Source organism: Streptomyces sp. NEAU-W12 (assembly GCF_026242095.1).
Lineage (GTDB): Bacteria > Actinomycetota > Actinomycetes > Streptomycetales > Streptomycetaceae > Streptomyces.
Genome location: NZ_JAPJDM010000003.1, coordinates 122,031 through 147,068 on the forward strand (window position 1 = coordinate 122,031; position 25,038 = coordinate 147,068).

A 25,038-nucleotide genomic window follows, 5' to 3' on the forward strand; every position below is an offset into this window, starting at 1 on the left:
GGGAGCGTCAGCCGCCGTTGGACTGCCGGGTGCCTTCCGCCAGCGCGTCGAAGGTGTAGAGGTACCCGCCCGCGGGCCCGCTGACGGTCATGTACGCCCTGGTCCCGCCGGGCGTGATCGCCACGTTCGTCGCCGACTCGAGGCCCTCGGCGGCACGCGCGGGCACCTCGACCGTCGCCAGCCGCTCACCGTGCCGGTCGTACACGGCCATCGCGGGCCGGCCGTGCAGCCCCTGGTAGAGGTTGCCGTCCGCGTCCACCGCGATCGAGTCGGTCTGCGCGATCCCGCCGTCGACCCGGATCGCGGTGTGCCGGGCGGTGACCCCGCCCCTGCCGCCGACGGGGAGGTAGGAGATCCGGTTCTCCGTCAGTTCGCTGAACCACAGCCCGCGGTACTCCGCGTCGAAGGAGATCCCGTTCGTCGCGGCCAGCTTGTCGGCCAGGACGGTGGCCTGCCCGCCGTCGCGGTCGATCCGCACCACACGGCCGAGCGCCCGGCCCTCGGTCAGGCCGCGCGAGTCGCTGACGTACAGGTGGCCGTCCTCGTCGAAGGCGAGGTCGTCGGGGTTCATCGGGGCTCCGTCGACCTCACCGGAGAAGAAGGTCCGCGGGTCGCTGCCGTCCGGGTCCAGGCTGACCACCTCCCCGTGGGCGAAGTCGGTCAGGTAGAGCCGCCCGTCGTACGGGCTGAACTGCGCGGAGGTGTAGGCCCCGCGCCCGTCGGTGTGGACGGCCCGCTTCGTCTTCCTGCGGACGTCGACCCGCATCACCTTCGGCTCGCCCTCGGGCGCGGTGACGTCGACGACGAACAGACCGCCGTCCGCGCCGAAGACCGGCCCCTCCAGCAGTGTCATCCCGGTCTGTTCGTGCACCTCGGTCAGCTGCATCACCTGCTGCGCGCGCAGGGTCCGGCCGCCCGCACCGGGCGCCCCGGCCGTCGGCCCGCCGGCGCCACCGGTCTGCGTGCCGCAGCCGGTGAGGGCGAGGGAGCCGACGGTGGCGAGCACGGCGAGGGAACGGAGGGGGAGTCGTCGCACGGGGGTCACTCTTCCTGTCGGCTGCGGGGGTGGGGCGGGAGGTGCCGGCGGCAGTGAGGCGGAGACGGGTCGGTACGCGCCACTGCGCGTCCGAATCCCAACCGGACAGTGTTGTCCGGTAGTTGCTACCGTAGCGGAGCCGACGGCCGCACAGGCCGACGCGGCCGGAACAACAGAGGATTGAGGCAGGTCCCCCCCCACATGACGATCCCTCGCACGATGCCCCACCAGGCGCCCTCCTCCGAAGAGCTGGAGGCGCTGAGGCGGCGCTACCGCGCCGAGCGCGAGCGGCGCGTACGCCCGGACGGCGCGGCCCAGTACCAGGCCACCGAAGCCGAGTTCGGCTACTACGCCGCCGACCCGTACGCCGGTGAGGCCGCCGGGCGCGAGCCGCTGCACGACACCGTCGACGTCGCCGTGGTCGGCGGCGGGTTCGGCGGCATCCTCGCCGGGGCGCGGCTGCGGCAGCGGGGTGTGCGGTCCGTCCGCGTCGTCGAGACGGGCGGCGACTTCGGGGGCACCTGGTACTGGAACCGGTACCCGGGCATCCACTGCGACATCGAGGCGCACGTGTACCTGCCGATGCTCGACGAGACCGGATACGTCCCGGAGTGGAAGTACGCCCCGGGGGAGGAGATCCGCCGCCACGCGGTGCGCGTCGCCCGGCAGTCCGGCCTCTACGAACACGCCCTGTTCTCGACCTCGGTCACCTCGCTGACCTGGGAGGAGACATCCGGGACGTGGATCGTGGCCACCGACCGCGGTGACGCCTTCCACGCCACGTACGTCGTCACCTCCACCGGCACGCTGTCCACGCCGAAACTCCCCGGGATCCCCGGCATCCAGGACTTCGAGGGGCACACCTTCCACACCTCGCGGTGGGACTACGCCTACACCGGCGGCACCCCCGACGGCGGGATGACCGGCCTCGCGGACAAGCGGGTGGGCGTCGTCGGCACCGGCGCCACCGGCATCCAGGTCATCCCGATGCTGGCCGAGGACGCCGCGCACGTCCACGTCTTCCAGCGCACCCCGTCCACCGTGGACGTACGCGCCAACCGCCGCACCACCGCCCGGGACGTCGGCGCCGACCGAGAGGGCTGGGCGGCCGAGCGCCGCGACAACTACCTCCGCATCGTCTCCGGCGAACCCGCCGACGAGGACCTCGTCGCCGACCGCTGGACCGAGTCGGCCGGCCTCCTGGAGAAGCTCCTGCCGAGCTTCCGCCGCCAGGGCGACCGGGCGGCCTTCGAAGCCGCCTACGAGGCCGCCGACGCCGCGAAGATGAACGAACTCCGCGCCCGCGTCGAGGAGACGGTCACCGACCCGGACACGGCGGAGAAGCTCAAGCCCTGGTACCGGTACGCCTGCAAGCGCCCCACCTTCTCCGACCGGTACTACCAGGCGTTCAACCGCGACAACGTCACCCTGGTCGACACCGCGGACACCCACGGCATCGAGCGCGTCACCGAGAAAGGCGTCGTGGTCGGCGGCGTCACGTACGCACTCGACTGCCTGATCTTCGCGACCGGATTCGACGTCGGGACCTCCGGCGTCCTCTCCGGGAAACTGCCGGTGTACGGCCGCGGCGGCACCCAGCTCCTGCACGCGTGGGCGCAGCAGGGCCCGCGCACCCTGCACGGCTTCACCAGCAACGGCTTCCCGAACCTCATCCAGATGGGGACCCTGCAGAACGCCAGCAGCGTCAACTTCACCCACATCCTCGACGAACAGGCCGTCCACGCCGCCGCCCTCGTCGCCGCCGCCGAAGCCGGGGACGCCCTCCTCGAACCGTCCCGCGAGCTCGAGGACGCCTGGCTCGCCACCCTGGCCGAGGACGCCCCCGACCACGAGTGGTTCCACGCCGACTGCACCCCCGGCTACTACAACCGCGAAGGCCGGGGCCGCCCCGACGGCCCCACCGCCTACCCCCACGGCGCCCACGCCTTCCACCGACTCCTCGAGCAGTGGCGCGAGGACTCCCTCGACGACATCCTCCGGCCGAGGACGCCGGCCCGGGACCGGTGAGCCGACACGGGAGGGGACGCTACGGGGTACGCCGGTTCGCGCGCCCCGCGGTGCGGGCGGCACGGTAGGCCCGGGCCGGGTCGGCGGACGGGCCGGGGACGGGTTGCCAGACGCCGTACGGGGCGCGGTAGGGGTGCCAGCGCCCGTCCGGCCCGTACCTGAGCTGGATGCCTGCGGCGTCGTCGGTGAGCCGGTTGTGCTCGCACACGACGGGGGCCGTGGCGGCGGGGCGCAGCGGCTGGATGCGGGCCTGGGCGTCGGCGAGGACGTCGTGGTCGACGGTGAACGGTTCGAGGTAGGCGGCTGCTCCGCCCGGCCCGCCGTGGGTGTGGGCGAGCCGGTAGTGGCCCATGCCGACGATGTCCAGGCCGAGACGGTCCATGGCGGCCTGCCGGAACGGTGCCCCGTGCGGCAGGGCCAGGAAGCGCGCGATGTCGCTGCCGGGGCCGGGGCAGGCCGGCGGCTCCTGCCCGTCGAGAAGGGCACCGGCGCGGTGGGCGGCGTCCGCCGCCAGCGCGTCCAGGGCCCCGGCCGCGGGCAGCGGGGCGGGCGGCTCGGCGAGTGCACCGGTCGGTACCGGGCGTGCCCCGGTGAGGCCGAGGTCGACCGGATCGGGGATCGGTGGGGCGGGCAGGCTCGGTGGGGCCGGTGTTTGGGCCTGGGGAGGGATCGCGACGGCGGGTGGGGTTCCGGACACCGGGGGCCCGTGCATCGGGGCCCCGGCTCCCCCGGGGGCCGCGCCGCTCGCGCGCAGGCGCTTCTTCACGTGCTGGTGGGGGCGGCCGCGCAGGGTGAACAGCGCGGCGGGCGTGGTGCGCAGCCGCTCGGCGAGGAGCATGCCGAGGGCGACGGAGTGCGGGCACGCGGCGCCGGCGGCCTCGGGGGCGCAGGTGCAGGTGTGGGAGATGTCCTCCGGGCCGGGGACGAGGGGGACGCCGCCGGTGTGGGCCGGGTCGGTGAGCAGGTCGCTGACGGCGGCGGTTCCGGCGACGGCCGTGGCGTCGGGGCGTGCGCGGATCGCGGTCTCGACGCGGTCCCAGTCGGCGTCCGTGAGCTCGGCGACGAGCAGCCGGGGCCGGGCGACGCGACCGCCGGGCAGGGGGAACTTGGTCGTGGCGAAGCCCCGGTTGACGTTGAGCGGGCCCGCCTCGGCGGTCAGGAGCAGACGCCGTGCCGCGTCCGGGAGCGCGGTGTCCCCGGCGGCCCGGGCGAGGGCGGAGCTCAGGGCGTGGGCCCACCCGGTGGTGGTGTGGGGACTGTTCACCGGTGTTCTCCCGGGGCCACGGGGTCGGTCGGTTCGTGGTGGGTGAGGGGGGTGGGGGTTCGGTTCGGGTGGGTCGGGGCGGTGGTGGGGGCGTGGGTTCGTCCGGTGGTGGTGTGGGGACTGTTCACCGGTGTTCTCCCAGGGCCACGAGGTCGGCCAGTTCCCGGTCGGTGAGCCGGGTGAGCGCCCGGTCCCCGCCGGTCAGGACGGCGGAGGCCAGGGCACGCTTGCGGGTGAGGAGCTCGTCGATGCGGTCCTCGACGGTGTGCCGGGTGATCAGACGGTGCACGGTGACGGTCCGGTGCTGGCCGATGCGGTGGGCGCGGTCGGTGGCCTGGTCCTCCACGGCGGCGTTCCAGCTGCGGTCGTAGTGGACGACGTGGGCGGCACGGGTGAGGGTCAGGCCGGTCCCGGCCGCCTTGAGGGACAGGACCATCACCGGGTGCCGGCCGGCCTGGAAGGCGTCGACCCTGCGCGTCCGCTCGGCCAGGGGCGTCGCCCCGTGCAGGAAGAGCGGGGCGTGGCCGAGGTGGGTGAGGTGGGCGGTGAGCAGGTGGCCCATGGCGACGTAGCTGGTGAAGACCAGTGCGGCCTCGCCGCTCGCCCGGATCGTCTCCAGCAGGTCGACGAGGGCCGCCGTCTTCGCCGAGCGTGCCGTGAACGCGGGTGACTCGCCGCTGGTGGGCGGCTGTTCACGCAGGTAGTGAGCGGGGTGGTTGGTGATCTGTTTCAGCGCGGTCAGGAGCTTGAAGACCAGGCCGTTGCGTTCGATGCCGCGGGCGTCCCGGATCTGCTGCAGGGTCTCACGGACGACCGCCTCGTACAGGCCGGCCTGCTCGGTGGTCAGCTGCACCGGGCGCGGCCGGTCGATCTTCGCCGGGAGTTCGGGGGCGATACCGGGATCGGTCTTGCGGCGCCGGAGCAGGAACGGGGCGACGATCCGACCCAGTGCGGCGGCCTCCGCGCCGTCGGGGTTCTTCTCCGCGGCGTTCGCCCACCGGGAGCGGAACGCCGCCAGCGGTCCGAACAGGCCCGGGTTGGTCCAGTCGAGCAGCGACCACAGCTCGGACAGGTTGTTCTCCACCGGGGTGCCGCTCAGCGCCAGGCGGGTGGTGGAGGGCAGGGCGCGCAGCCGGCGGGCGGTGGCGGAGGCGGGGTTCTTCGCGTGCTGGGCCTCGTCGGCGACGACCAGGCCCCAGTGCCGCTCGGCGAGGCGGGCGGCGTCGCGGCGCAGCAGGTCGTAGGTGGTGACCACCAGCGTGGTGTCGGTGACCGCCTCCAGCGTGCGTTCGGCGCCGTGGTGGGCGACGACCGGCAGGCGGGGGGCGAAGCGGGCGGCCTCGCGGCACCAGGTGGCCACCAGGGACGCCGGGCAGACCACCAGCGCCGGGCCGGGAGCGCACTGCTGGTGGTGCAGGGTGAAGGCGAGCGCGGTGAGGGTCTTGCCCAGCCCCATGTCGTCGGCGAGGACCGCGCCGAACCCGAGGCGGGTGGTGTGCGCGAGCCAGGTCAGGGCCCGTTGCTGGTAGCCGCGCAGGGCGGCCGTCAGCCCGGAGGGGGAGGGAACCTCCTCGGGATGGTGCTCGCCCCGGCGCAGCACACCGATCAGGTCGGCGAGCGGTCCGGCGGGCCGGCAGGCCACCGTGTCGTCGGCGACGGTGACGGTGCCCGTCAGGGCGGCGGTCAGCGCCTGCGTCCCGGGCAGCCGGCCCAGGAGCCGGTGGCGGGCACGGCGTCGGACAACCGGGTCGGCGAGGACCCACTGTCCGCGGACGCGTACGAGCGGCCGGGCCGCTTCGGCGAGGGCGTCCATCTCCTCCTCGCTGAGGTCGGCGCCGTCGAGAGCGACCTGCCAGCGGAAGTCGAGCAGCGCCGTCACGCTGAACCGCGGCCGCTCCCCGTCCGCCCGTCCGGTGTGCCGACGACCGCGGCCGCCGACAGGGCGGTGCGCAGCCGCTCGGGCCACACCACCCGTACGCCCGCTCCGGCGAGTTCGGCCTCCTGCTCCAGCAGCGCGGCGATGTCGCCGGAGCGCAGGACGCACCGCCGCGGGTTCTCCTCACCGGCCAGCGCGGCCAGTGCGGCCGGTGCCTGATGCAGCCGTGCGGCCCGGCGCAGGACCCGCCGGACCCGCGGCCGGACCGTGTCGGCATCCTCGCCGCCGACGCGCGCGGTGCCGGCCCACACCCGGGCGGCGGCCACCTCGTCCGGCATGCCGGGGCCGGCATCTGCGGGGCCGGGCCCGGAAGGGGCGGAGTCGGCAGGTCCGGACCCCGCAGGGACGGAAACCGTGGTGCAGGATCCCGCCGGGGCCAGGTGCAGGTCGACGGTGAGCCGGCCGGCGGCGGCCTGCTCGTCGCCGGGCGGCCGGACCCGCAGGACCAGCAGCGGGGCCGGGCCGCCGTCGGCCAGGTCCTCCACACCGTCCAGCCAGCCGCGCACCGCCTCCTGCGTCCCGGCGGTGACCGGGCCCGGTACGGGCGCCGTCCAGGGGCCGGCCCCGCACAGGACGGCGGCCGGGGTGCGCACCAGCGCGTCGGCCACCGCGTCACAGCAGGCGAGGATCGCCTGGCGCGCGCTCATGCCGGACCCGGGCCTGGACCCGGACCCGGGACCGGACGACAGGACGGCGCCGGGCGGCGCCGCCGTGGCGAGCGCCGTCAACGCGTCCTCGGCGTCCGCCGGGACCGGGCCCACGCGCCATACCGCGTGCCCGCGCCCGTCGAGCGCGGGATGGACGAGCCGGGCCCGGACGAGCTGCAGGGCGATGTGCACCGCCCGCTGCCAGAACACCGCGGTCGGGTCCGCACCGGCACCGGCCCGGTGCACCGCGGGCAGGCCGTCCGCGAGCCCGACCCGCCACCCGGCGGCGGGCGGGGCGGACAGGCCGGTCACCGGCAGCGCACGGGAACGGGAGCCACCGTCCCGCACCCACCACGCCGCCGGGCCCGAGCCCCGGGCGGGCACGAACGACACCGGGCAGCCCGCGGCAACCGCTTCGTGCAGCCGGGCCGGGGAGGGGGCGGGCGGCGTGGCCGCGGGTCCCGGCCCCGGGGAACGCCGGTCGTCCGCTTCCCCGGGGACGGCGGGGACGGCGGGGATGCCGGGGACGGCGGGGGTGTCGGCGGTGTCGATGGAGGCGAGCTTGCGCAGCAGTTTCAGCGCCGCCGCGCCGCGTGCGGCGTTCTTGTCCGGGCCGACCGCGGTGGCCTGGACCTGCAGGTCACTGGCCCGGTGGCGGCAGCGGTAGGTGCACTCCACGCGCGATCCCAGGGTTCGCAGCGTCGACTCGGGCTTGGTGATCGCCTCCCGCTGACAGTGCTTGTTGAGCGTCCCGACCGGGTCCTGGCCCTGCGCGGGGACCGTGATGCGTACGGTCCCGGCCCGCTTGTCCTCGACCTGCGGGGCGGGCTCCGGCAGGCCGGCCAGCTCGGCGAGCAGCGCGCAGCAGGCGTAGTGCTTGGCCGTCCCGCGTGACCAGGCGGTCCGTTCCGGCCCGCTCCACGTGCGTTCCGCCCGCAGCAGGGCCCGCACGCGGTGGCGGCCTCCGGCGGGGTCCGGCTCCTCCTCGTAGGACAGGCCGTGCCCCTCACCCTCGCCGTGCTGTTCGGCGTACCAGTGCAGCAGCCTGGCCGGAGCCGGGGGCATCGCCGCGGCCCGCCGAAGTGCCGCCGTGCGCGTCCTGGTCCACTCCCTGCCCCGGGCGGTGAGGAGCAGCAGGTACAGGTCGCGGTGGCGCAGCCGTCCCGTGCCGGCCCGGCACAGGGCTTCCCCCTCCAGCTCCGGGCCGGGCCCCCGTCCCGTCGACAGGGCGCGCAGCAGGCGGTGTTCGAAGACCTCCGTCAGCATGCCCGGCAGGACGAGGCGCCCGGCCGCTCCGCCCCGGCCCGGTCCCCGGTCCGGCGGTTCGACGCCGGCCAGAGCTGCCAGCAGGGCGAGCGCCGCCCGGTCCTTCGCCTCCCGGCCGGTACGGGCCTGCCGGGCGGGTCCGGTGACCTGCGCGCCCGCGGCACCGACCACGGCCGCGAACGCGGCACCGGTGCCGCCGTGTTGCGGTGGGACCTCTTCGTACCGAGGGGGCGGCAGCACCTCGACCTGGGTGTGGGTGACGAGAACGTGCCGCGCCGACTCCACGTCCTCGGCCAGGACGTCGATCACGGCTCGGCGCACCGGCTGCCAACCCGGCAGGTGCGCCGTCCCCAGGAGTACCAACCGCATGTCGCGCACCGTCAACAGCCCGGCACCCAGGCGCCGCAGCGCCTCGTCGGCCACCGCGGGGTCGTCCCCCGTCGACCCGACGAATCTCCTGAGCGTCTCCTGCCAGGGGTCGGCCTCCGGCGACCTCGCGTCCTGACCGGTCGACGCCGCCTCCGCCCGCGAACCGGCTGCAGCCGTAGAACTCACTCCCACTCCCCATCGCCCCGGCGCGGCAGCACCGGACCCGCTCACTTTAAGCGAGTGGGCCGCTACCGTGAGCCAGATTGCCGACACCGCCGCCCCGACACCGGCACCCGCCCCGGCCCCGGTAGCGGCCGGGCCGGGGCGGCGGGCGACCGCAGCCGTGTCCATGGCTTCGCGTCCGTGTCCGACGTGACGGTGTGCCAGGGCGGGTGGCGGTACGGGGAGGCGCCCACGTGCCCGAGGGGATGTCGAACTCGCCGACGACCACATGCGCCACGACCAGGGGCGTCCCTGCCTGACGGTCAACCGCCGCCCCTCCGTGCTCCCGCCGGAGCTCGCCCGCCTCATGGACGATCAGCTCCAGCACGGCTCCCGCCCGGCGCAGCAGCACGGCCGGGTGCAGATGCCTCTTGCCCGGTCACGGCCCTGGACGCCCGTGCAACCCCCTCGGCCACGCGGGCACTCTGAGGCGCCACCGTCCGCCCGCCCTCGCGGCACGGAACACCGCCATGACGGACGCCCTGGTGGGCCTGCCGCCCGTGGTCGTCGCCGGCCTGCTCGGCATCCACCCCGATCCGGCCGAACGCGGGGCCCACCCTCAGTCGGTGGGGGCCGGTCCGCATGCTGGGCTCCGCATGCTGGGCGGTGCTACGGGCCGTACCGCGGGGCCGGCCGGACAGGGCGCATGGTTTCTCCGTCCGGCCGCAGGTCGGCATGGCGGAGTCCGGCGAGTGCCACGGCCAGGGCGCGCCGCCACCGGTGGGGGTCGTGTTGCCGTGAGGCGTCCATCACGGCGCCCACCATGAGGTGGACGGTCTCGAGGTCGTCGGGGGTCGCTCCGGGCGGCAACCGGCCGGCGCGGACCGCGCGTTCGACGAGCTGTGCGACCAGTTCCGCGATGCGGGCGCAGCCCTGCGCCAGGTGGGCGGTCCCCTGCTGTCCGCCGCGCAGCAGTTCACCCAGGGCGCGGTTGTCGGCTTCGAGTTCGAACTGCCGCTCCATGAACCAGGTGAGGCCGCTCCAGGGGTCGTCGTTCCGGCACGCCTGCTGGGCGAGGGCGACCACGGCGTCGACGTGTTCGGCGAACAGGGCGTCCACGAGGTCCTGGCGGTCGGGGAAGCGGCGGTACAGGGTGCCCATGCCGCTTCCGGCCGTGCGGGCGATCTCCTCGTACGGCACCCGCAGCCCGTCGCGGGCCATGAGTTCCCGTGCCGCCTCCAGCAGGCGCTGCCGGTTGCGCTCGGCGTCACGGCGCAAGGGGCGTTCGGTCATGCGGCCGACCCTACCAAGTGGAGACCGCTCTTCTAAGTTGAAGAACTCTTCCACTTCGTGGTTTGGTGGCACCGACCACACCACTACGAGGAGGCGGTCATGCCCTCACTGCCCACGACAGTCGAAGCCTTCCCGATTGAGGTCGACGAGCGGGAACTCGACCGGCTCGCCCGTCGACTGGCCGATACCCGCTGGCCGGACCGGGAGACCGGCCCCGACCAGGGACCGGAACTGGAACGCATCCGCGCGCTGTGCGCACACTGGGCCACCGATTACGACTGGCGCCGCTGCGAGAAGGACATCAACGGCATCGGGTCGTTCCGTACCGTCCTGGACGGCGTCGGCGTGCACTTCCTGCACGCCCGCTCGCCCGAGCCGTCGGCGATGCCCCTCCTGCTGTGCCACGGCTGGCCCGGGTCCATCCTGGAGTTCCGGCACCTGGTCGGGCCGCTGACCGATCCCGTCGCGCACGGCGGCCGGGCCGAGGACGCCTTCCACGTCGTGATCCCCTCCATGCCCGGCTTCGGTTTCTCCGACAAGCCCACCGCCCCCGGGTGGGGTGTTTCCCGTACCGCCGTCGCCTGGATCGAGCTCATGGACCGCCTCGGTTACCGCGAGTGGGTCGCACAGGGCGGCGACTGGGGATCGGCCGTCGTCGAGGCGATCAGCCGCGAGGTGCCCGAGGGGCTTCTCGGCATGCACGTCAACCTGCCGCTGGTGTTCCCCACCGCCCAGGAGATCGAGGAGGCGACACCCGACGAGCAGCGCATGCTGGACAAGGCGGAGCGCTACCGGAGCGTGCTCGACGGCTACTCCCGGGAGCAGGCCACCCGGCCGCAGACCATCGGCTATTCCCTGGCCGACTCACCCGCCGGACTGGCCGCCTGGATCTACACCCTCTTCCAGGACGTCACCGACAGCGACGGCAACCCCGAGGCGGTCGTCCCGCGCGACGAGATCCTGGACGACATCATGATGTACTGGCTGCCCAACGCGGGCCCCTCCTCCGCACGGCTGTACTGGGAGGCACGCCAGGAACCGGGAGGCGTACCCGGGCCGAACCCCACGCCGGCCGGGTTCAGCATCTTCCCCGGCGAGGCCGTGCAGGCATCACGCCGTTGGATCGAGCGGCGTTACTCCAACGTCCTGCACTACCGCCGGCTCGATCACGGAGGACACTTCGCGGCTCTTGAACAGCCCGCCGTCCTGACCGACGAGATCCGCACCACCTTCCGGTCACTGCGCCGCGGATGAACCAGCCCGGCCCCTGCCGTTCGCGAGGCGCACGGCGGCGCAGCCGCGTCCCGGCCGCTCCGCCCGTACTCCGGTCCGGGCCACCAGGACTGGCAACCCCCGCGCGGTCGGGGTCCTGCGGGGCCGGTGAAGAAGGTCCGTCGCTCTTTCGCGTGAAAACAATGCTGTAGGGCGGGCCGACGGCAACGGCAGCCGGCTGCGGCACTCGCCGGATTTCGGCAAGTCGTTCCGACCGGCCGATCACGAGCCGTTGGCCAGCGGTGCAGCTCCCCGAACACCCATGAAGGAAAAGGTGTCTTTATCGTGCCCCTGCCGAATGGCCTGCTCGAAATGCTGCAGTCCCCGGCCCAGTGTTTCCTGACCACCCTCATGCCGGACGGTTCCCCCCCAGATCACGCAGACCTGGGTGGACACGGACGGAGAGAACATCGTCATCAACACGGTGAGCACCCACCAGAAGGTGCGCAACGTCGAGCGTGATCCTCGCGTTGCCGTGGCTGTGGCGGACCCGTCCACTCCGTCGCGTTACTGGGCGGTCCGGGGGCGTGTCACGGCTTCCGCGACGGAGGGCGCCCGGGAGCACATCGACAAGCTGTCCCACAAGTACCTGGGCCGTCCTTACCCGGGGTTCGACGGCGGCACGCAACAGCGCCTCATCCTGACCATCGGCGTCGACAAGCTGCACACCCCCCGCCGCTGATCCACCCGTCTTCCCGGCGGCGGTCGTCGTTTCCTGAGATCCGCACAGGAGGAACTCCCCGACCGCCGCGGGGCGGCCGTTCGCCATGACTCTGCCGGGGACTCCGGGGCTCCGGGGGCCGTGCCCGCCCGGAATTCGAAGCCCTCGGCCCCTGACCGGTGGTTCGAGCCTCGCGGGCCGTTACGGCTGCCGGGCCGACGCGGTCGGTCCAGCCGCTGCAACCATCCCCACAGGCCTTTAGACCATGTAGGACACGGTCTTAGCCCTGGAGGGTGGCGAGCCAGTCGGTCAGCAGGCGGTTGACCTCGTCGGGGCGCTCCTGCTGGATCCAGTGGCCGCAGCCGTCCAGGAGATGAGAGGCGGACAGGCCGGGGAGCGTGGTGGGGTAAGCCTCGATGGCGTCGGCCAACCAGGTGGTGGAGGCGTCCAGGGCGCCGCCGATGAACAGGGAGGGCTGCTTGATCGGGGCTCCGCGGTGCGGGGCGAGTTCTTCCCAGTCGCGGTCCATGGTGCGGTAGCGGTTGAGGGCGCCGGTCAGGCCGGTGCGCTCGAACTCCCCGGCGTAGACGTCGAGGTCGTCCTCGCCCAGCCAGCCAGGGAGGGTGCCTGCGGGGAAGCGGTCGCTCAGCCGGCCGCCGTGGGCGACGAAGTGCGGGTCGGGCTCGCCCTGAGCGGGCATGGTGTCGGCGGACAGGGCCGCGTAGAAGCCGGCGAGCCAGCCCCGGACGTCGGGCTCGATCTCCGCTTCGGCGCGGCCGGGCTTCTGGAAGTAGGAGACGTAGAACTCCTGCTCGGGGCCGCCGATCTGGCCGAATACGTCGGTAGGGCGGGGGCCGCCGGGCGGCGCATAGGGGACGCTCAGCAGGCCGACGGCGCGGAAGACCTCGGGGTGGAGCAGGGCGGAGGCGGCGGCGATGTTGGAGCCCCAGTCGTGGCCGACGACCACCGCCGTCTGCTCGCCCAGTGCGCGCACGACGGCGACGTTGTCCTCCACCAGGTCGAGCATCCGGTAGGCGTCGGTCGCCTCCGGCTTGGAAGAGCGGCCGTAGCCGCGCACGTCGATCGCCACCGCCCGGTACCCGGCCGCGGCGAGGGCGGGGAGCTGGCGGCGCCAGGAGTACCAGGACTCGGGGAACCCGTGCACGAGCAGGACCAGCGGGCCGGCACCCTGCTCGACCAGGTGCAGGCGCCCGGCCGGGCACTCGACGGTGCGGTGGCGGAGCTCGGCGGACGGCTCGGACTGCATGGGATTCTCCTCGATTCGCGGACGGACGCGGCTGCCCATCGATCATGCGGCGCGACGGCCGCCCGACGCGATCAGCCTTGCCCATCTGGCAAACTCGCAGGACAGGGTGATGGAACGGCGCGACCGGAAGGAGCAGGAACGGTGGCAGTCGACGACGTGGCCGACACGCTGGCGGCGATGGGGCCCCGGCTGCGGGCCGCACGCGAGCACCGCGGTGCCACGCTCACCGGTGTCAGCTGTGCGACCGGTATCTCGCCGAGCACGCTGTCGCGGATCGAGACCGGACGGCGCAAGCCCACCCTGGAGGTGGTGCTGCAGCTGGCGAAGGAGTACGGCGTCTCCCTGGACGAGCTGGCCGGCACCGCACCCACCCCCGCGGCCGAGCCGCGCACCGCGGCGCCGCTGAGCTTCGGCGACGACAAGGCGGTGCTGCCGCTCACCCGGTACGTCGGCGGCCTGCACGCCCACAAGCACGTCCTGCCCGCTGTCGAGGGTCCGCCCGCGCGGCCGCGGCAGGTCTCCCACGACGGCCACGAGTGGCTGTGCGTCCTGTACGGGCGGCTGTGGCTCGCGCTCGGCGACCAAGACCTCATCCTGACTGCCGGGGACATTGCCGAGTTCGACACCCGCACCCCGCATGGGGTGGTGAACGCCGGCTCCGGCGGGCCTGTTGAGTACCTGATTATCTTCGGGCCCCAGGGCGAGCGCCTACGGCCGCGCACCCCTCCGGCCGTTGGCCGCGGGAACCGCCAGCCGAATCGCGCCCAGGCCGGCCGCGAAGCGCAGCCGTAGGATCCGGAACCCGTTCCGACAAGAGAGCGAAACCGCGACTTGCGCGCAGGTTCGCGGCCAAGGGCCACCGAGCAGGATCCGGAGGCGGTCCGGATCTGGCGTGAGGAGGCCTGGCCGGCGATCCGGGCCAGGGCGAAGGCGGAGAACGGCGAGGTCCTCTTCGCTGATCAGGTCGGGATCCGCTCGGAGCAGGTCACCGGCCGCACCTGGGGTGCCAAGGGCCGGACTCCGGTCGTGCGCCGCACCGGGAACCGGTTCTCCGTGAACGCGATGTCCGCGATCAGCACCAAGGGGCGGACGCACTTCATGGTCTTCACCGAGACCTTCGACGCGCAGGTCATGTGCCGCTTCCTCACCCGGCTCTCCGGGCACTTCGACCGGAAGGTCCACCTGGTCGTCGACCGGCACTCGGCTCACCGCTCGAAGGCCGTCCGGGACTGGCTCGTCGACCACAAGGACCAGGTCGAGCTGCACTTCCTGCCCTCGTACTCACCCGAGCTGAACCCGGGCAGTCCAAGGTCACAGAGCGTAGAGAACTCCATGATCACGGACGTACGTGCCTGCTCTGCGTCGGACCCTGCCCGACATGACGAGACGTCAGCAACCGGGCATCGGCCGACCACGCCGAAGCCTTGGGTATTCCGCAGGCCGGAGTCGGTCTCCACGGCGTTCCTCCGTGAGGCGTGTGATCGGTTCTGCCGCGTCGACCCGACACACCTCCTGGGCGTCCCGTGCCAGGGCCCGCACCCCGGCACCGGCCGGGCCGGGGCGCTGTGGGGCCTCCGTCGACTCGCCGGTGCCCTACCCGGGGTGTGGGGTCTCGCGCGTCCGGGCCTGGTGCCGACGGGCTTTGAGCCGGTTCCCGCAGGTCTTCATCGAGCACCACCGTGCGGTGTTGGCGCGGCTGCGGTCCAGGAGGAAGAGGCGGCATTCGGGGTTCCCGCACGGCCGCAGGCGGCCGGGCATGCGCTCCTTGACGTCCGCCCAGGCGAGTACGAGTTCCACGGCGAGCCTGCGTTCCGGCGGCACCTCCAGGTGCCACTGGATGCCCGACGTGCCGGGCTGCGGGACTTTGTGAACGCCTGCGAGGACCCGGCGCAGCCGGGGCTCCGCCGGAGTGCCCGACTCCACCGCCTGGAGCGCGTCCCGGGCGGTGCGCAGCCACCGGCGCTCCTCGTCGCCGCCGAGGCCCCCGCGCTCCCGCGCCCACCTGTCCACCTCGTGGTCGTCGCGCCACAGGTCCTGGCGTCGGCCATCCGTGACCGGGGTGCTGTTCAGCGCCTGCATCAGGGCTTGGTCGTCCAGCACGGACCTCACCTTCCCAACTAACTCCATCAAGTCGTTTGACAGGTTACTCCAGGGGCGGTCTACTGGGCGCCGAAGAGTAACCGTCAAAGTGAGCCAAAGGGGTTAGCCATGGTTGAGGTCCGCCACCAGTACGCGACAGTGCGGGGACATCGCGTCTTCTACCGCGAGGCAGGACCCCGCGAGGCACCCACGCTCGTACTCCTGCACGGATTCCCCTCCAGTTCACGCATGTTCCGCCACCTCATTCCGGCGCTGGCCGACCGGTTCCACGTCATCGCCCCCGACCACCTCGGCTTCGGCACCTCCGATGCCCCGGCCGTGGACGAGTTCACCTACACCTTCGACTCCCTGACCGACATCACCGAAGCCCTTCTGGCCCGGCTCGGCGTGACCCGCTACGCCGTGTACGTCCAGGACTACGGCGCCCCCATCGGCTGGCGGCTGGCCCTGCGCGCCCCGGACGCGATCACCGCGGTGATCACGCAGAGCGGCAACGCCTACGAGGACGGCTTCGTACCGGATTTCTGGAAGCCCGTATGGGCGTACGCGGAGGATCCGGGCCCCCGGACCGAACCCGCCGTCCGCGGTGCCCTCTCGCTCGACGCCATCCGCTGGCAGTACCTGCACGGGGTGGACCGACCCGAGCTGGTCGACCCGGACACCTGGGTCGCCGACCACCGCGAGGTCAACCGGCCGGGCAACGACCTCGTGCAGCTCGCCCTGTTCCGCGACTACGCCGGCAACCCGCCCCTCTACCCCCAGGTGCACGCCTACTTCCGGGAACGCCGGGTTCCCCTCCTCGCGGTCTGGGGCGCGAACGACGAGATCTTCGGCCCGGACGGAGCACGCGCCTTCACCAGGGACCTGCCGGACGCGGAGATCCACCTGATTCCCGGGGGTGGGCACTTCCTGCTCGAAAGCCACCTGGACACCGTGGCCGGGTACATGCGCGGGTTCCTGACCGCCACCGCGTCACCGGCGTGAAGCCCGCGAGGAGTTCCCGGGGTGGGTGAACGGCCTCTTCGGGACAGGCCGGGACCGTCCGGCTCCGTGCCTCGGTCGGTACCACCTCGGTGAACGGCCGGGCTGCTGAGGGTCGTGCAGTACGACGAAGGTCTTGGTTTCGCGCGGGGTGCTGCGCGAAGCCAAGACAAACCTTGGGTTCTACGGCCGGCCAGAGGGTGACGCCGTGGCCGGAGACCGTGTCGCCGGCCGCTCTTCCCTCTGGCGGACCACACGGGCACACCGGCGGGCGCCGCCGCCGTCGGCGGTCAGGTGGCCGCGCCGGTGCTTCCGCGGAGTTCCGCCAGTACCGCGTCCGTGAAGGGCGGCCAGGCCTCGACCGCCCAGGGGCCGAAGGCGCGGTCGGCCAGGGCCACACAGGCGACGTCCGCCGCCGGGTCGATCCACAGGAACGTGCCCGACTGGCCGAAGTGGCCGAACGTGCGGGGGGACGAGGAACCGCCCGTCCAGTGCGGGGACTTGGCGTCGCGGATCTCGAAGCCCAGGCCCCAGTCGTTGGGGTTCTGGTGGCCGTAGCCCGGCAGGACGCCCTTCGTGCCCGGGTACTGGACCGTCATCGCCCCGGCGACGGTACGGACGTCCAGCAGACGCGGGGCCTGCACCTCGGCGGCGAAGCGCAGCAGGTCGTCGAGCGTGGACGTGCCGTCCTTCGCGGGGGAGCCGGCGCCCTCCAGGGAGGTCGACGTCATCCCCAGCGGCTCCAGCACCGCCTGCCGCAGGTACTCGGCGAACGGGATCTCCGTCGCCTTCGCGATGTGGTCCCCGAGCTGCTCGAACCCGGCGTTGGAGTAGAGGCGGCGCTCACCGGGGGCGGACGTCACCCGGTGCTCGTCGAAGGCGAGGCCGGAGGTGTGGGCGAGGAGGTGGCGGACCGTGGAGCCCTCGGGGCCCGCCGGTTCGTCCAGCTCGATCGCGCCCTCCTCGTACGCCACGAGTGCCGCGTACGCCGCGAGCGGCTTGGTGACCGAGGCGAGCGGGAAGCGGTGGCCGGTGGGGCCGTGGGTGCCCAGGAGGGTGCCGTCCGCCCGGACGACGCCCGCCGCCGCGGTGGGAACCGGCCAGTTCTCGATCAGTGCGAGGCTCTTGAACGACATGCCGTCGAGCCTAAGCGCTCACGGGGTCGGCTCCAGCAAGGGGTCCGGCTTCCGCGTGAAGCCCATCGAGGCGTACAGCGGCTCGGCCTGCGCGGACGCCGTGAGGCGGATGCGGCGGGCGCCCCGCTCGCGGAACCACTCCAGCGGTTCCTCCGTGCAGGCGCGCGCGTAGCCCCGGCGCCGGGCGTCCGGGTCGGTGGCGACGCTGAAGACGTAGCCGTCGGTGCCGTGCGGGTTGCGCGCGCCGCCGATGCGGTACTCGATCGTGCCGGCCACCAGAGCCGCCGGCCCGCCCCGCTCCGTGACTCCGCCCCTCGCCGACAGGCCCGGCCCGTCCACCACGAACGCCGCGAACGGGCCGTCCGGCTCCGCCGGCTTCGCGCGCAGCACCGGCAGCGCGTCGGCGTGCCAGTCCGTGGCGGGGCGGAGCGGGGCATCGAGTCGATCACCACCCGGCGCAGGAGCAGGCGCAGGCGCAGTACTTCCTCCGCGGCCCCGGGCACCGCACGGCGTACGAGGGTCATGGCCGTCATGGCAATCGGCCAGGACGTCCGCACCCGCTCCGTTTTCCCGCCGGTCGCGCTTGCCTGGAGTGCACTCCAGGGATTTAGCGTGGGTGCATGACGGTGACGGAGACCACGGGTGAGAGCACGGGTGCCACGACCGACACCTGTGCAGGTCCGCCGCAGGGCGACCGGCGGCCGGACGGCGCGGACAGGTACACGATCAGTGAGGTGGCCGCCCTCACCGGGCTCAGCGCCCACACCCTGCGCTGGTACGAGCGCATCGGGCTGATGCCGCACATCGACCGGTCGCACACCGGCCAGCGCCGCTACAGCAACCGCGACCTCGACTGGCTCGCCCTCGTCGGCAAGCTCCGGCTGACCGGGATGCCGGTCGCGGACATGGTCCGGTACGCGGAGATGGTGCGGGAGGGCGACCACACCTACGCCGACCGCTTCGACCTCCTCAAGGCGACCCGCGAGGACGTGGTGGCCCGGATCGCGGAGCTGCAGGGCACCCTCGCCGTGCTCGACCGGAAGATCAGCTTCTACGCGGACGCCGGGCGCGCCCTGGCGTCGGAGAGGTCCCGATGACCAACGGCACGAACGGCACGAACGGCACGAACGGCACCGACAGCACGAGCGGCAGGATCACGACGGCGGTACTGGGTGCGGGCGGCCCCGAGGTGGGTGTGCAGGGCCTGGGCTGCATGGGCATGAGTTTCGCCTACGGCCCCGCGGACGCGGACGCCTCCCGGGCGACCCTGGAGCGGGCCCTGGAGCTGGGCGTCACGCTCTACGACACGGCCGACTCGTACGCGGCGGGGGAGAACGAGCGGTTCCTGTCCCCGTTCTTCAGGGCGCACCGGGACGAGATCGTGATCGCGACCAAGTTCGCGCTGTCGATCCCGCCCGACGAGCCGACCCGGCGGATCGTCCGCAACGACGCCCCGTACATCCGGCAGGCCGTCGAGGCGAGCCTGAAGCGCCTGGACATCGACACCATCGACCTCTACTACATGCACCGGCGCGACGTGAACGTGCCGATCGAGGAGACCGCCGGCGTCATGGCCGAGCTGGTGCGCGAGGGCAAGGTCAAGCAGCTCGGGCTGAGCGAGGTCACCGCCGGCGAACTGCGGGCCGCGCACGCCGTGCACCCGGTCGCCGCGGTGCAGTCGGAGTGGTCGCTGTTCAGCCGCGACATCGAGGCGAACGTCGTACCGGCCGCCCGGGACCTGGGCGTGACCCTGGTGCCGTACTCGCCGCTCGGGCGGGGCTTCCTGACCGGTTCCTTCGCCGACGCCGGCCAGGACCTCACACCGGACGACTTCCGTCGTCTCATGCCCCGGTTCACCGGCGAGAACGCGGCGGCCAACACGGCCCTGCTCGCGCCGGTCCGCGCGGTCGCCGACGCGCACGGTGCCACGCCCGGCCAGATCGCCCTGGCCTGGGTCCAGCAGCGGGCGGCCGTGCACGGCCTCCCGGTCGTCCCGATCCCGGGCACGCGCAAGCCGGCCCGGGTGGAGGAGAACACGGCGGCGACCCGGATCACCCTCACGGAGGCGGAACTGGCCCGGCTGGACCCGATCGCCGCCAAGGTGGCGGGCACCCGCTACGCGGACATGGCCTTCACGTCCGCCGGACGGGAGTAGCGCCCCACACGTCCGACCGGCCGAGCCCTGCGGCGTCCGACCGGCCAAGTCCTACAGCTCCGCCAGCAACTCCGCCTTCTTGGACGAGAACTCCTCGTCCGTCACCAGTCCCGCCTGGTGCAGGTCCCCGAGGTGGCGTATGCGGTCGGCGATGTCCGCGGGGTCGCGGCGCACGGCGGCCGCGGCGACCGCGGGCACCGGCGCGGCCGTCCGCGCCGCCGCCAGGACGGCCGCCGCGAACGGCAGCGACTCGTGCACCGGGCCGTAACCCAGCCCGAACACCACGGCCGCCGGGTCCTGGTCGGCGTGCGGCGGCCGGTCCGGGTCGTCGCGGCGCAGCAGGCGCAGATGTCCCTCGAACACCTCCGGCGACCGCCACTCCACGCCGCTCAACTCGCCCACGGGGAAGCGCTGGTCGCCCGCCTTCCACTTCGTCGACGAGGCACCCGTCCAGGACCAGCGGAAGGAGACCGCCTTCCCGTCGAAGGAGGCCCGTCCGTCGTACGCCTTGAAGCGCAGCGGCCCCTCGGGGGCGGGCACCAGATGGCGCTCGGCGGGGCCCGACTCGGTGATCAGGGCGAGGAGTTCGTCGGCGTAGTACTCGGCGAGCGTCTCGCGTTCGGCGGGCAGCACGAGCCGGTAGGGGTCGCAGCCGTCCTTCAGCTGCCCGGCCGCCGCCTCCATCAACGGATCGGCGCCGGGCCGCGGCTCGATGCGCAGCACGACGGTGTCGCGCCTGCCGGGGGTCAGCGTCACTCCGGCGACGGCCTCCAGGGGGATGCGGCGTTCCCCGAGGGCCTGAAACAGCTTGGGTGTCCGAATCCCCCTTTCGTACCGGATGAGCACGGAGTCGGACTCGAACTCCCAGGCAGCGTGAAATCCGGCCAGTACGTCACCCATGCGGTTCATCGTATGCGGCACGAGCTTTTTCGTCCCCTCCCCGTGCATACCGCAGTTCCTCCGTTCTCTACGCGCGTCCCGACGTGGCGGCGTCGGACAAACCCGCCCGGCATACGCCGCTCCCGTGTGCGCAGTCCACCGCGCGGTATGCGCCAACTCCGATCTCGGCGAAGTTGCGCAGGCTGTCGGTGCCCGGCACGAAGTACCCGCCGTGTCCCCGGGCCTCACGCGCCGACAGCACGCGCGCCCCGAAGCCGGGGGACACGGGGTCGGCGCCGTGCCCCAGCCCGCCGACCTCCAGGTAGGGCACGTCCTGGATCCAGTCGTCGGCGTCCCGCATCGCCCACACCCGTGCGTGGGTGCGCAGTTCGGAGACGGTCTCGACCCGCATGCCGGGACTGCCGGCCACCGCTATGTCGGTCACCCGGCCGGGCAGCGTGGGCGCGGCGAGCCCGCACAGCACGGAGCCGTAGCTGTGGCAGAACAGGGAGACGCGGGACTCGCCGGGCAGGGCGCGCAGCAGCGAGTCGAGGCGTACCGCGCCGTCCTCGGCGCGCATCGCCGTCGCCGCCTCCATGCCCATCCCGCTGGGCGCGGTGTAGTCGGCCCAGGCGATCACGGCGGTACGGGTCGAGGGGGCCGCCGCGTGCTCGGCCGCGTACAGCGACTCGGCCATGCCGACGGGCGCCGACCAGCGGCGGTAGGTGCGCTGGAAGGTCAGCAGATCGGTGTCGACGCCGGGGACGACGACCGAGACCCGCTCCGCCTCGCGCAGGTCGCCGAGAACCTCGGCGGCCCGGCCGGACCCCGAGGGGTCGAAGGCGAGGATCTGGCGTCCGGGGCTCAGCAGCGCCCCGAAGCGGTTCATCCGGCGGCCCGCCTGATGCTGTCCGGCGGGAGTGAGCCGCTCGTCGCGCATCCGTTGTCGCTCGACCTCGCGGGCCTCCCCCAGCGCGAGGCGGTTGGCGCGGTAGCGCAACTCGACCGGGGCGCCGTTCATGTTGCCGACCGCGAGCGGGAAGCGGTGGGCGAGGTTCACCCGCTGCACCTCGGTGAGGGAGGCGAAGAAGCGGGCCAGCGCGGCGGGCGCGGAATCGGGGTCCGGCAGCCGGTGGCCTCCGATGCGACCGTGCTCCCAGGCGCTGAGCGAGGCCGGGAGCGGGGCCGTGTCCTGCTGCCGGCGCAGTGCCGTCCAGCCGGTGGTCGCCAGCATCACGAAGACGACGGCGAGCGCGAGGAGCGCACGCCACACGTTCAGTTGCGGGGAGGCGTCGAAGGAAGTCACTGAAAGGACACACTAGGAGAACGAGAGGGTCTCGCGTCAATCGAGTGACGGGTATCACGTTTCGATGCGTCGCCGGTGGGCATGGCTGAACCGACGGCGGGTCAGGTGCCACTCGGGAGGCGGCTCAGGTGCCGTCCCAGGATCCCGCCAGGGCGGGCCCCAACTGGTCCAGGTGGGCCGTCATCAGCTCGCACAGGGCGGCGAGGCCTGCGTCGTCCCCGGCGGACCAGGACCGCTCCGCCACCCGGATCACACTGCAGACGGCGGCCACCAGCACGCGCGGCCGGAGGTCGGTGTCCAGGTCGACGCCCTCGCGGTCGGCGATCACACGGGCCAGCCGCTCCTCCAGCTCGCTCGAACGCCGCAGATGGGCGGCGAGCAGCGCGGGCGTCGACTCGATCACCCGGTACACCCGCAGGTGCAGTTCCAGGGGAACGACCTGCTCGACGGCCTGGTTGACGCCGTCCCAGCTCTCCCGCAGGGCGCCGCGCAACGCGTCCAGCGGCGGCTCGCCGGGCGGGCGCCCCTGCACGGCGTCGACGAGGAGGGACTCCGCGAGGTGCGGGACGTGGAACGCGACCTCCTCCTTGCTGGCGAAGTAGCGGAAGAAGGTGCGCTGCGAGACGCGGACGGCCGCCGCGATGTCGTCGACCGTCGTCCCCTCGTAGCCGCGGGCCGCGAACAGCTCCAGGGAGGCACGGACCAGCGCGTCGCGGGTGAGCCGCTTCTTGCGTTCCCGCAGCCCCGTCCCCGGCGCCGGCGCCGCGCCGACGACGGCCCCGATCGTCTCCATCGTTCCTCCCGTGCTTCCCTCCGATCCGTTGCCTGATCCGTTGCCCGGACCGGCTGCCGAACCGGTTCCCGGTGGGCTCCTCGAGCCCCTTCCGGAACGGTTCGCACAGTTCACGCTATACGGACATGGCGGCTCGGCTGCCGGTCGGTGAATTGGTTTGTCAACTGTCAGCGGCTGTCATTAGCCTCGAAGATATGACCAGTCAGACCACCATCGACGCGATGGGACCCGGGGACGAGACACCCGCGGGCACCCCGTCGGACGCGGCACCCGGCAGAGGGCTGCGCGGCCACCCCTGGCTCACCCTCTTCACCGTCGCCGTCGGCGTCATGATGGTGGCCCTCGACGGCACCATCGTGGCCATCGCCAACCCCGTGATCGCCAGGGACCTGGGAGCCAGTTTCGCCCAGGTCCAGTGGATCACCAACGCATACTTCCTCGCCCTCGCGGTCTCCCTGATCACCGCCGGCAAGCTCGGCGACCGGTTCGGCCACCGGCAGACCTTCCTCATCGGCGTCGTCGGCTTCGCCGCCGCCTCGGGCGCGATCGGCCTGTCCGACAGCATCACGTCGGTCATCGTCTTCCGTGTCCTGCAGGGCCTGTTCGGCGCGCTGCTGATGCCGGCCGCGCTGGGCCTGCTGCGGGCGACCTTCCCGGCCGAGAAGCTCAACACGGCCATCGGCATCTGGGGCATGGTCATCGGTGCCTCCACCGCCGGCGGCCCGATCCTCGGCGGTGTCCTCGTCGAGCACGTCAGCTGGCAGTCCGTCTTCTGGATCAACGTCCCGGTCGGCGTCGTCGCGCTCGTCCTCGGCGTGCGGATCCTGCTCGACCACCGCGCGGAGAACCGCCCGCACTCCTTCGACATCCCCGGCATCGGCCTGCTGTCCGGCGCGATGTTCTGCCTCGTCTGGGCACTGATCAAGGCCCCCGAGTGGGGCTGGGGCGACCTCAAGACCTGGGGCTTCATCGCCGTCTCCGTGGTGCTCTTCGCCGTCTTCGCCCTCTGGGAGAAGCGGGTGAAGGAGCCGCTGGTCCCGCTGGCGATGTTCCGCTCCGTCCCGCTGTCCGCGGGTGTCGTGCTGATGGTCCTCATGGCCATCGCCTTCATGGGCGGCCTGTTCTTCGTCACCTTCTACCTGCAGAACGTGCACGGCCAGAGCCCGGTCGACGCCGGCCTGCACCTGCTGCCGCTCACCGGCATGATGATCGTCGGCTCCCCGCTGGCCGGCGTGGTCATCACCAAGGTCGGCCCGCGCATCCCGCTGGCCGGCGGCATGGCCTTCACCGCGCTCGCCATGTTCGGCATCTCCACCCTCGAGAAGGACACCGGCAGTGCCGTGATGTCCCTCTGGTTCGCCCTGCTGGGCCTCGGCCTGGCGCCCGTCATGGTCGGCGCCACCGAGGTCATCGTGGGCAACGCGCCGCTGGAGCTCTCCGGTGTCGCCGGCGGTCTCCAGCAGGCCGCCATGCAGGTCGGCGGCAGCCTCGGTACGGCCGTGCTGGGCGCGGTGATGGCCTCCAGGGTGGACAGCGACCTCGCCGGCAACTGGGCGGACGCGGGGCTCCCGCCGCTCGCCCCGGAGCAGGCCGCGCAGGCCGCCGAGGCCGTCCAGGTCGGCGTGCCCCCGGTGAGCGAGCAGATGCCCCCGGAGGTGGCCGCGGCGGTCACCGAGGTGGCGCACGACACCTTCCTGTCCGGCATGAGCGCGGCTTCCCTGGTCGCCAGCGCGGTCGCCGTCGTGGCGATGGGCGTCGCCTTCCTCACCAAGCGCGGTGAGAACGCGGAGGCCGGTGCGGGCGTCGGCCACATCTGACGGCTCCGGTGGCCGGGTTCGCCCGTCAGGGTGAACCGCCGCGGTGGTCCCTCCCGTTCGGAGGGCACCGCAGGTCACAGTGGGTCATGTCCTGCGCAGGACTTGGGGGATGCCGGCCGCGGCGCGCTGCTGGAGGGGGCGGCGCGCCGGCGGCGGCTCACCCGTCCTCGCTTCGAAGGCATTCACGTCCTGAGTGGGGGTACTCGCGTGTTGCACCCCAGTGAAACCTCAACCGACTACGGGGTACAGGGAGTTGATGATGGCGAGCTTCGGAGGCAGCACGCGCGGGCACCCCCGCTCACGTGGCCTGACGGGGTCACGGACCGGGCCGGATCGCGCGACGCTGGGAATCATCGGAGTCATCTGCGCGGTCGCCGGATTCTTCGTGCTGGGGATCGTCCTCGGCCCGGTGGCGATGGTCTGCGGCTGGCTTGCCATGGGCCGCAGCTGGGCCGGGTCCCGCCCGGTCACGGCGGTGGTCGCCCTGGTTCTGGGCGCCATCGACACGCTGCTGGCGATCATCTGGCTGGCCTCGGCCACCGGCCCGGGCTATGGAGTCTTCTGACGACCCGGCCGATCCGGGCCCGGACGGAAGTCTCCGCGACGGAGGCGTGAGCCTCCGCGACGGAACGGCGGAAGGGCCTCCGGCGAAACGCCGGAGGCCCTTCCG

Annotated in this window: 21 protein-coding genes and 2 pseudogenes; 10 read left to right on the forward strand and 13 right to left on the reverse strand. The window is 73.1% G+C overall.

Features of this window, described 5'->3' with window-relative positions; translation table 11 throughout:
- Positions 1–7 precede the first annotated feature (7 nt).
- Positions 8–1,036, reverse strand: coding sequence for an SMP-30/gluconolactonase/LRE family protein (locus ORI94_RS04805; RefSeq protein ID WP_266072762.1), 1,029 nt, complete (start codon positions 1,034–1,036; stop codon positions 8–10).
- Positions 1,037–1,237: 201 nt separating this feature from the next.
- Here ORI94_RS04805 and ORI94_RS04810 point away from each other — a divergent pair, with 201 nt between their 5' ends.
- Positions 1,238–3,064 carry a flavin-containing monooxygenase gene (locus ORI94_RS04810; protein ID WP_266072763.1) on the forward strand — a complete coding sequence of 609 codons (1,827 nt, stop codon included), beginning with the start codon at positions 1,238–1,240 and terminating at the stop codon, positions 3,062–3,064.
- A 19-nt stretch (positions 3,065–3,083) separates the two neighbouring features.
- Here ORI94_RS04810 and ORI94_RS04815 read toward each other — a convergent pair whose 3' ends face one another.
- The 4 genes from ORI94_RS04815 to ORI94_RS04830 all read right to left on the reverse strand — a co-directional run bounded on the left by ORI94_RS04815 (position 3,084) and on the right by ORI94_RS04830 (position 10,001).
- A complete protein-coding gene (locus tag ORI94_RS04815) occupies positions 3,084–4,328 on the reverse strand; it encodes a hypothetical protein (protein ID WP_266072765.1) in 1,245 nt (414 codons plus the stop codon).
- Positions 4,329–4,452: 124 nt separating this feature from the next.
- Entirely contained in the window at positions 4,453–6,207 is a 1,755-nt protein-coding gene (locus ORI94_RS04820; RefSeq protein ID WP_323056023.1) for a DEAD/DEAH box helicase, read from the reverse strand.
- The gene (locus ORI94_RS04825; RefSeq protein WP_266072769.1) at positions 6,204–8,732 is read right to left on the reverse strand and encodes a hypothetical protein; all 2,529 of its coding nucleotides are present in this window, start codon (positions 8,730–8,732) and stop codon (positions 6,204–6,206) included. Before ORI94_RS04825 ends, ORI94_RS04820 begins: the two co-directional genes overlap by 4 nt.
- A gap of 645 nt (positions 8,733–9,377) precedes the next feature.
- Positions 9,378–10,001 carry a TetR/AcrR family transcriptional regulator gene (locus ORI94_RS04830; RefSeq protein ID WP_266072771.1) on the reverse strand — a complete coding sequence of 208 codons (624 nt, stop codon included), beginning with the start codon at positions 9,999–10,001 and terminating at the stop codon, positions 9,378–9,380.
- 99 nt (positions 10,002–10,100) lie between these two features.
- Between ORI94_RS04830 and ORI94_RS04835 the strand changes: the two genes are divergently transcribed.
- Positions 10,101–11,255, forward strand: a complete 1,155-nt coding sequence (locus ORI94_RS04835; RefSeq protein ID WP_266072773.1) for an epoxide hydrolase family protein — start codon at positions 10,101–10,103, stop codon at positions 11,253–11,255.
- A gap of 240 nt (positions 11,256–11,495) precedes the next feature.
- Here the strand turns inward: ORI94_RS04835 and ORI94_RS04840 are convergent, their stop codons facing one another.
- The gene (locus ORI94_RS04840) at positions 11,496–11,669 is read right to left on the reverse strand and encodes a hypothetical protein (RefSeq protein WP_266072775.1); all 174 of its coding nucleotides are present in this window, start codon (positions 11,667–11,669) and stop codon (positions 11,496–11,498) included.
- Here ORI94_RS04840 and ORI94_RS04845 point away from each other — a divergent pair.
- A complete protein-coding gene (locus ORI94_RS04845) occupies positions 11,662–11,955 on the forward strand; it encodes a pyridoxamine 5'-phosphate oxidase family protein (protein ID WP_266072777.1) in 294 nt (97 codons plus the stop codon). The genes ORI94_RS04840 and ORI94_RS04845 overlap by 8 nt on opposite strands.
- Positions 11,956–12,214: 259 nt before the next feature.
- Here ORI94_RS04845 and ORI94_RS04850 read toward each other — a convergent pair whose 3' ends face one another.
- Positions 12,215–13,201 (reverse strand): alpha/beta fold hydrolase, encoded by a 987-nt coding sequence (locus ORI94_RS04850; protein ID WP_266072780.1) that lies wholly within the window; start codon positions 13,199–13,201, stop codon positions 12,215–12,217.
- A 141-nt stretch (positions 13,202–13,342) separates the two neighbouring features.
- Here ORI94_RS04850 and ORI94_RS04855 point away from each other — a divergent pair, with 141 nt between their 5' ends.
- Complete coding sequence (locus tag ORI94_RS04855; RefSeq protein ID WP_266072782.1) at positions 13,343–13,993, forward strand: helix-turn-helix domain-containing protein; 651 nt, start codon at positions 13,343–13,345, stop codon at positions 13,991–13,993.
- 60 nt (positions 13,994–14,053) lie between these two features.
- Positions 14,054–14,504 (forward strand): annotated as a pseudogene (locus ORI94_RS04860) (IS630 family transposase); the annotation flags it as partial.
- Positions 14,505–14,794: 290 nt separating this feature from the next.
- Here the strand turns inward: ORI94_RS04860 and ORI94_RS04865 are convergent.
- Positions 14,795–15,301 carry a CGNR zinc finger domain-containing protein gene (locus ORI94_RS04865; RefSeq protein WP_266072784.1) on the reverse strand — a complete coding sequence of 169 codons (507 nt, stop codon included), beginning with the start codon at positions 15,299–15,301 and terminating at the stop codon, positions 14,795–14,797.
- Positions 15,302–15,409: 108 nt separating this feature from the next.
- Between ORI94_RS04865 and ORI94_RS04870 the strand changes: the two genes are divergently transcribed.
- Positions 15,410–16,285, forward strand: coding sequence for an alpha/beta fold hydrolase (locus ORI94_RS04870; RefSeq protein ID WP_266072786.1), 876 nt, complete (start codon positions 15,410–15,412; stop codon positions 16,283–16,285).
- Between the two features lie 287 nt (positions 16,286–16,572).
- On the opposite strand, the gene ORI94_RS04875 is transcribed toward ORI94_RS04870, so the two are convergent.
- Complete coding sequence (locus ORI94_RS04875; protein WP_266072788.1) at positions 16,573–17,418, reverse strand: serine hydrolase domain-containing protein; 846 nt, start codon at positions 17,416–17,418, stop codon at positions 16,573–16,575.
- An 18-nt stretch (positions 17,419–17,436) separates the two neighbouring features.
- Positions 17,437–17,942, reverse strand: a pseudogene (locus ORI94_RS04880) (GNAT family N-acetyltransferase).
- Positions 17,943–18,038: 96 nt separating this feature from the next.
- Between ORI94_RS04880 and ORI94_RS04885 the strand changes: the two are divergent.
- Complete coding sequence (locus tag ORI94_RS04885) at positions 18,039–18,515, forward strand: MerR family transcriptional regulator (RefSeq protein WP_266072790.1); 477 nt, start codon at positions 18,039–18,041, stop codon at positions 18,513–18,515.
- Positions 18,512–19,573 (forward strand): aldo/keto reductase, encoded by a 1,062-nt coding sequence (locus ORI94_RS04890; protein ID WP_266072792.1) that lies wholly within the window; start codon positions 18,512–18,514, stop codon positions 19,571–19,573. The genes ORI94_RS04885 and ORI94_RS04890 overlap by 4 nt, the downstream gene beginning before the upstream one ends.
- Positions 19,574–19,624: 51 nt before the next feature.
- Here the strand turns inward: ORI94_RS04890 and ORI94_RS04895 are convergent, their stop codons facing one another.
- From ORI94_RS04895 to ORI94_RS04905, 3 genes are all read right to left on the reverse strand, one after another.
- Complete coding sequence (locus ORI94_RS04895) at positions 19,625–20,473, reverse strand: DUF4429 domain-containing protein (protein WP_266072793.1); 849 nt, start codon at positions 20,471–20,473, stop codon at positions 19,625–19,627.
- Between the two features lie 67 nt (positions 20,474–20,540).
- Entirely contained in the window at positions 20,541–21,758 is a 1,218-nt protein-coding gene (locus ORI94_RS04900; RefSeq protein WP_266072795.1) for an alpha/beta hydrolase, read from the reverse strand.
- Between the two features lie 124 nt (positions 21,759–21,882).
- Positions 21,883–22,551, reverse strand: a complete 669-nt coding sequence (locus ORI94_RS04905) for a TetR family transcriptional regulator (protein WP_266072797.1) — start codon at positions 22,549–22,551, stop codon at positions 21,883–21,885.
- A 194-nt stretch (positions 22,552–22,745) separates the two neighbouring features.
- On the opposite strand from ORI94_RS04905, the gene ORI94_RS04910 reads away from it, so the two are divergent.
- Both ORI94_RS04910 and ORI94_RS04915 read left to right on the forward strand, forming a co-directional pair.
- Positions 22,746–24,368 carry an MFS transporter gene (locus ORI94_RS04910; RefSeq protein WP_266072799.1) on the forward strand — a complete coding sequence of 541 codons (1,623 nt, stop codon included), beginning with the start codon at positions 22,746–22,748 and terminating at the stop codon, positions 24,366–24,368.
- A 256-nt stretch (positions 24,369–24,624) separates the two neighbouring features.
- Positions 24,625–24,933 (forward strand): small hydrophobic protein, encoded by a 309-nt coding sequence (locus ORI94_RS04915; RefSeq protein ID WP_266072801.1) that lies wholly within the window; start codon positions 24,625–24,627, stop codon positions 24,931–24,933.
- Positions 24,934–25,038 lie beyond the last annotated feature (105 nt).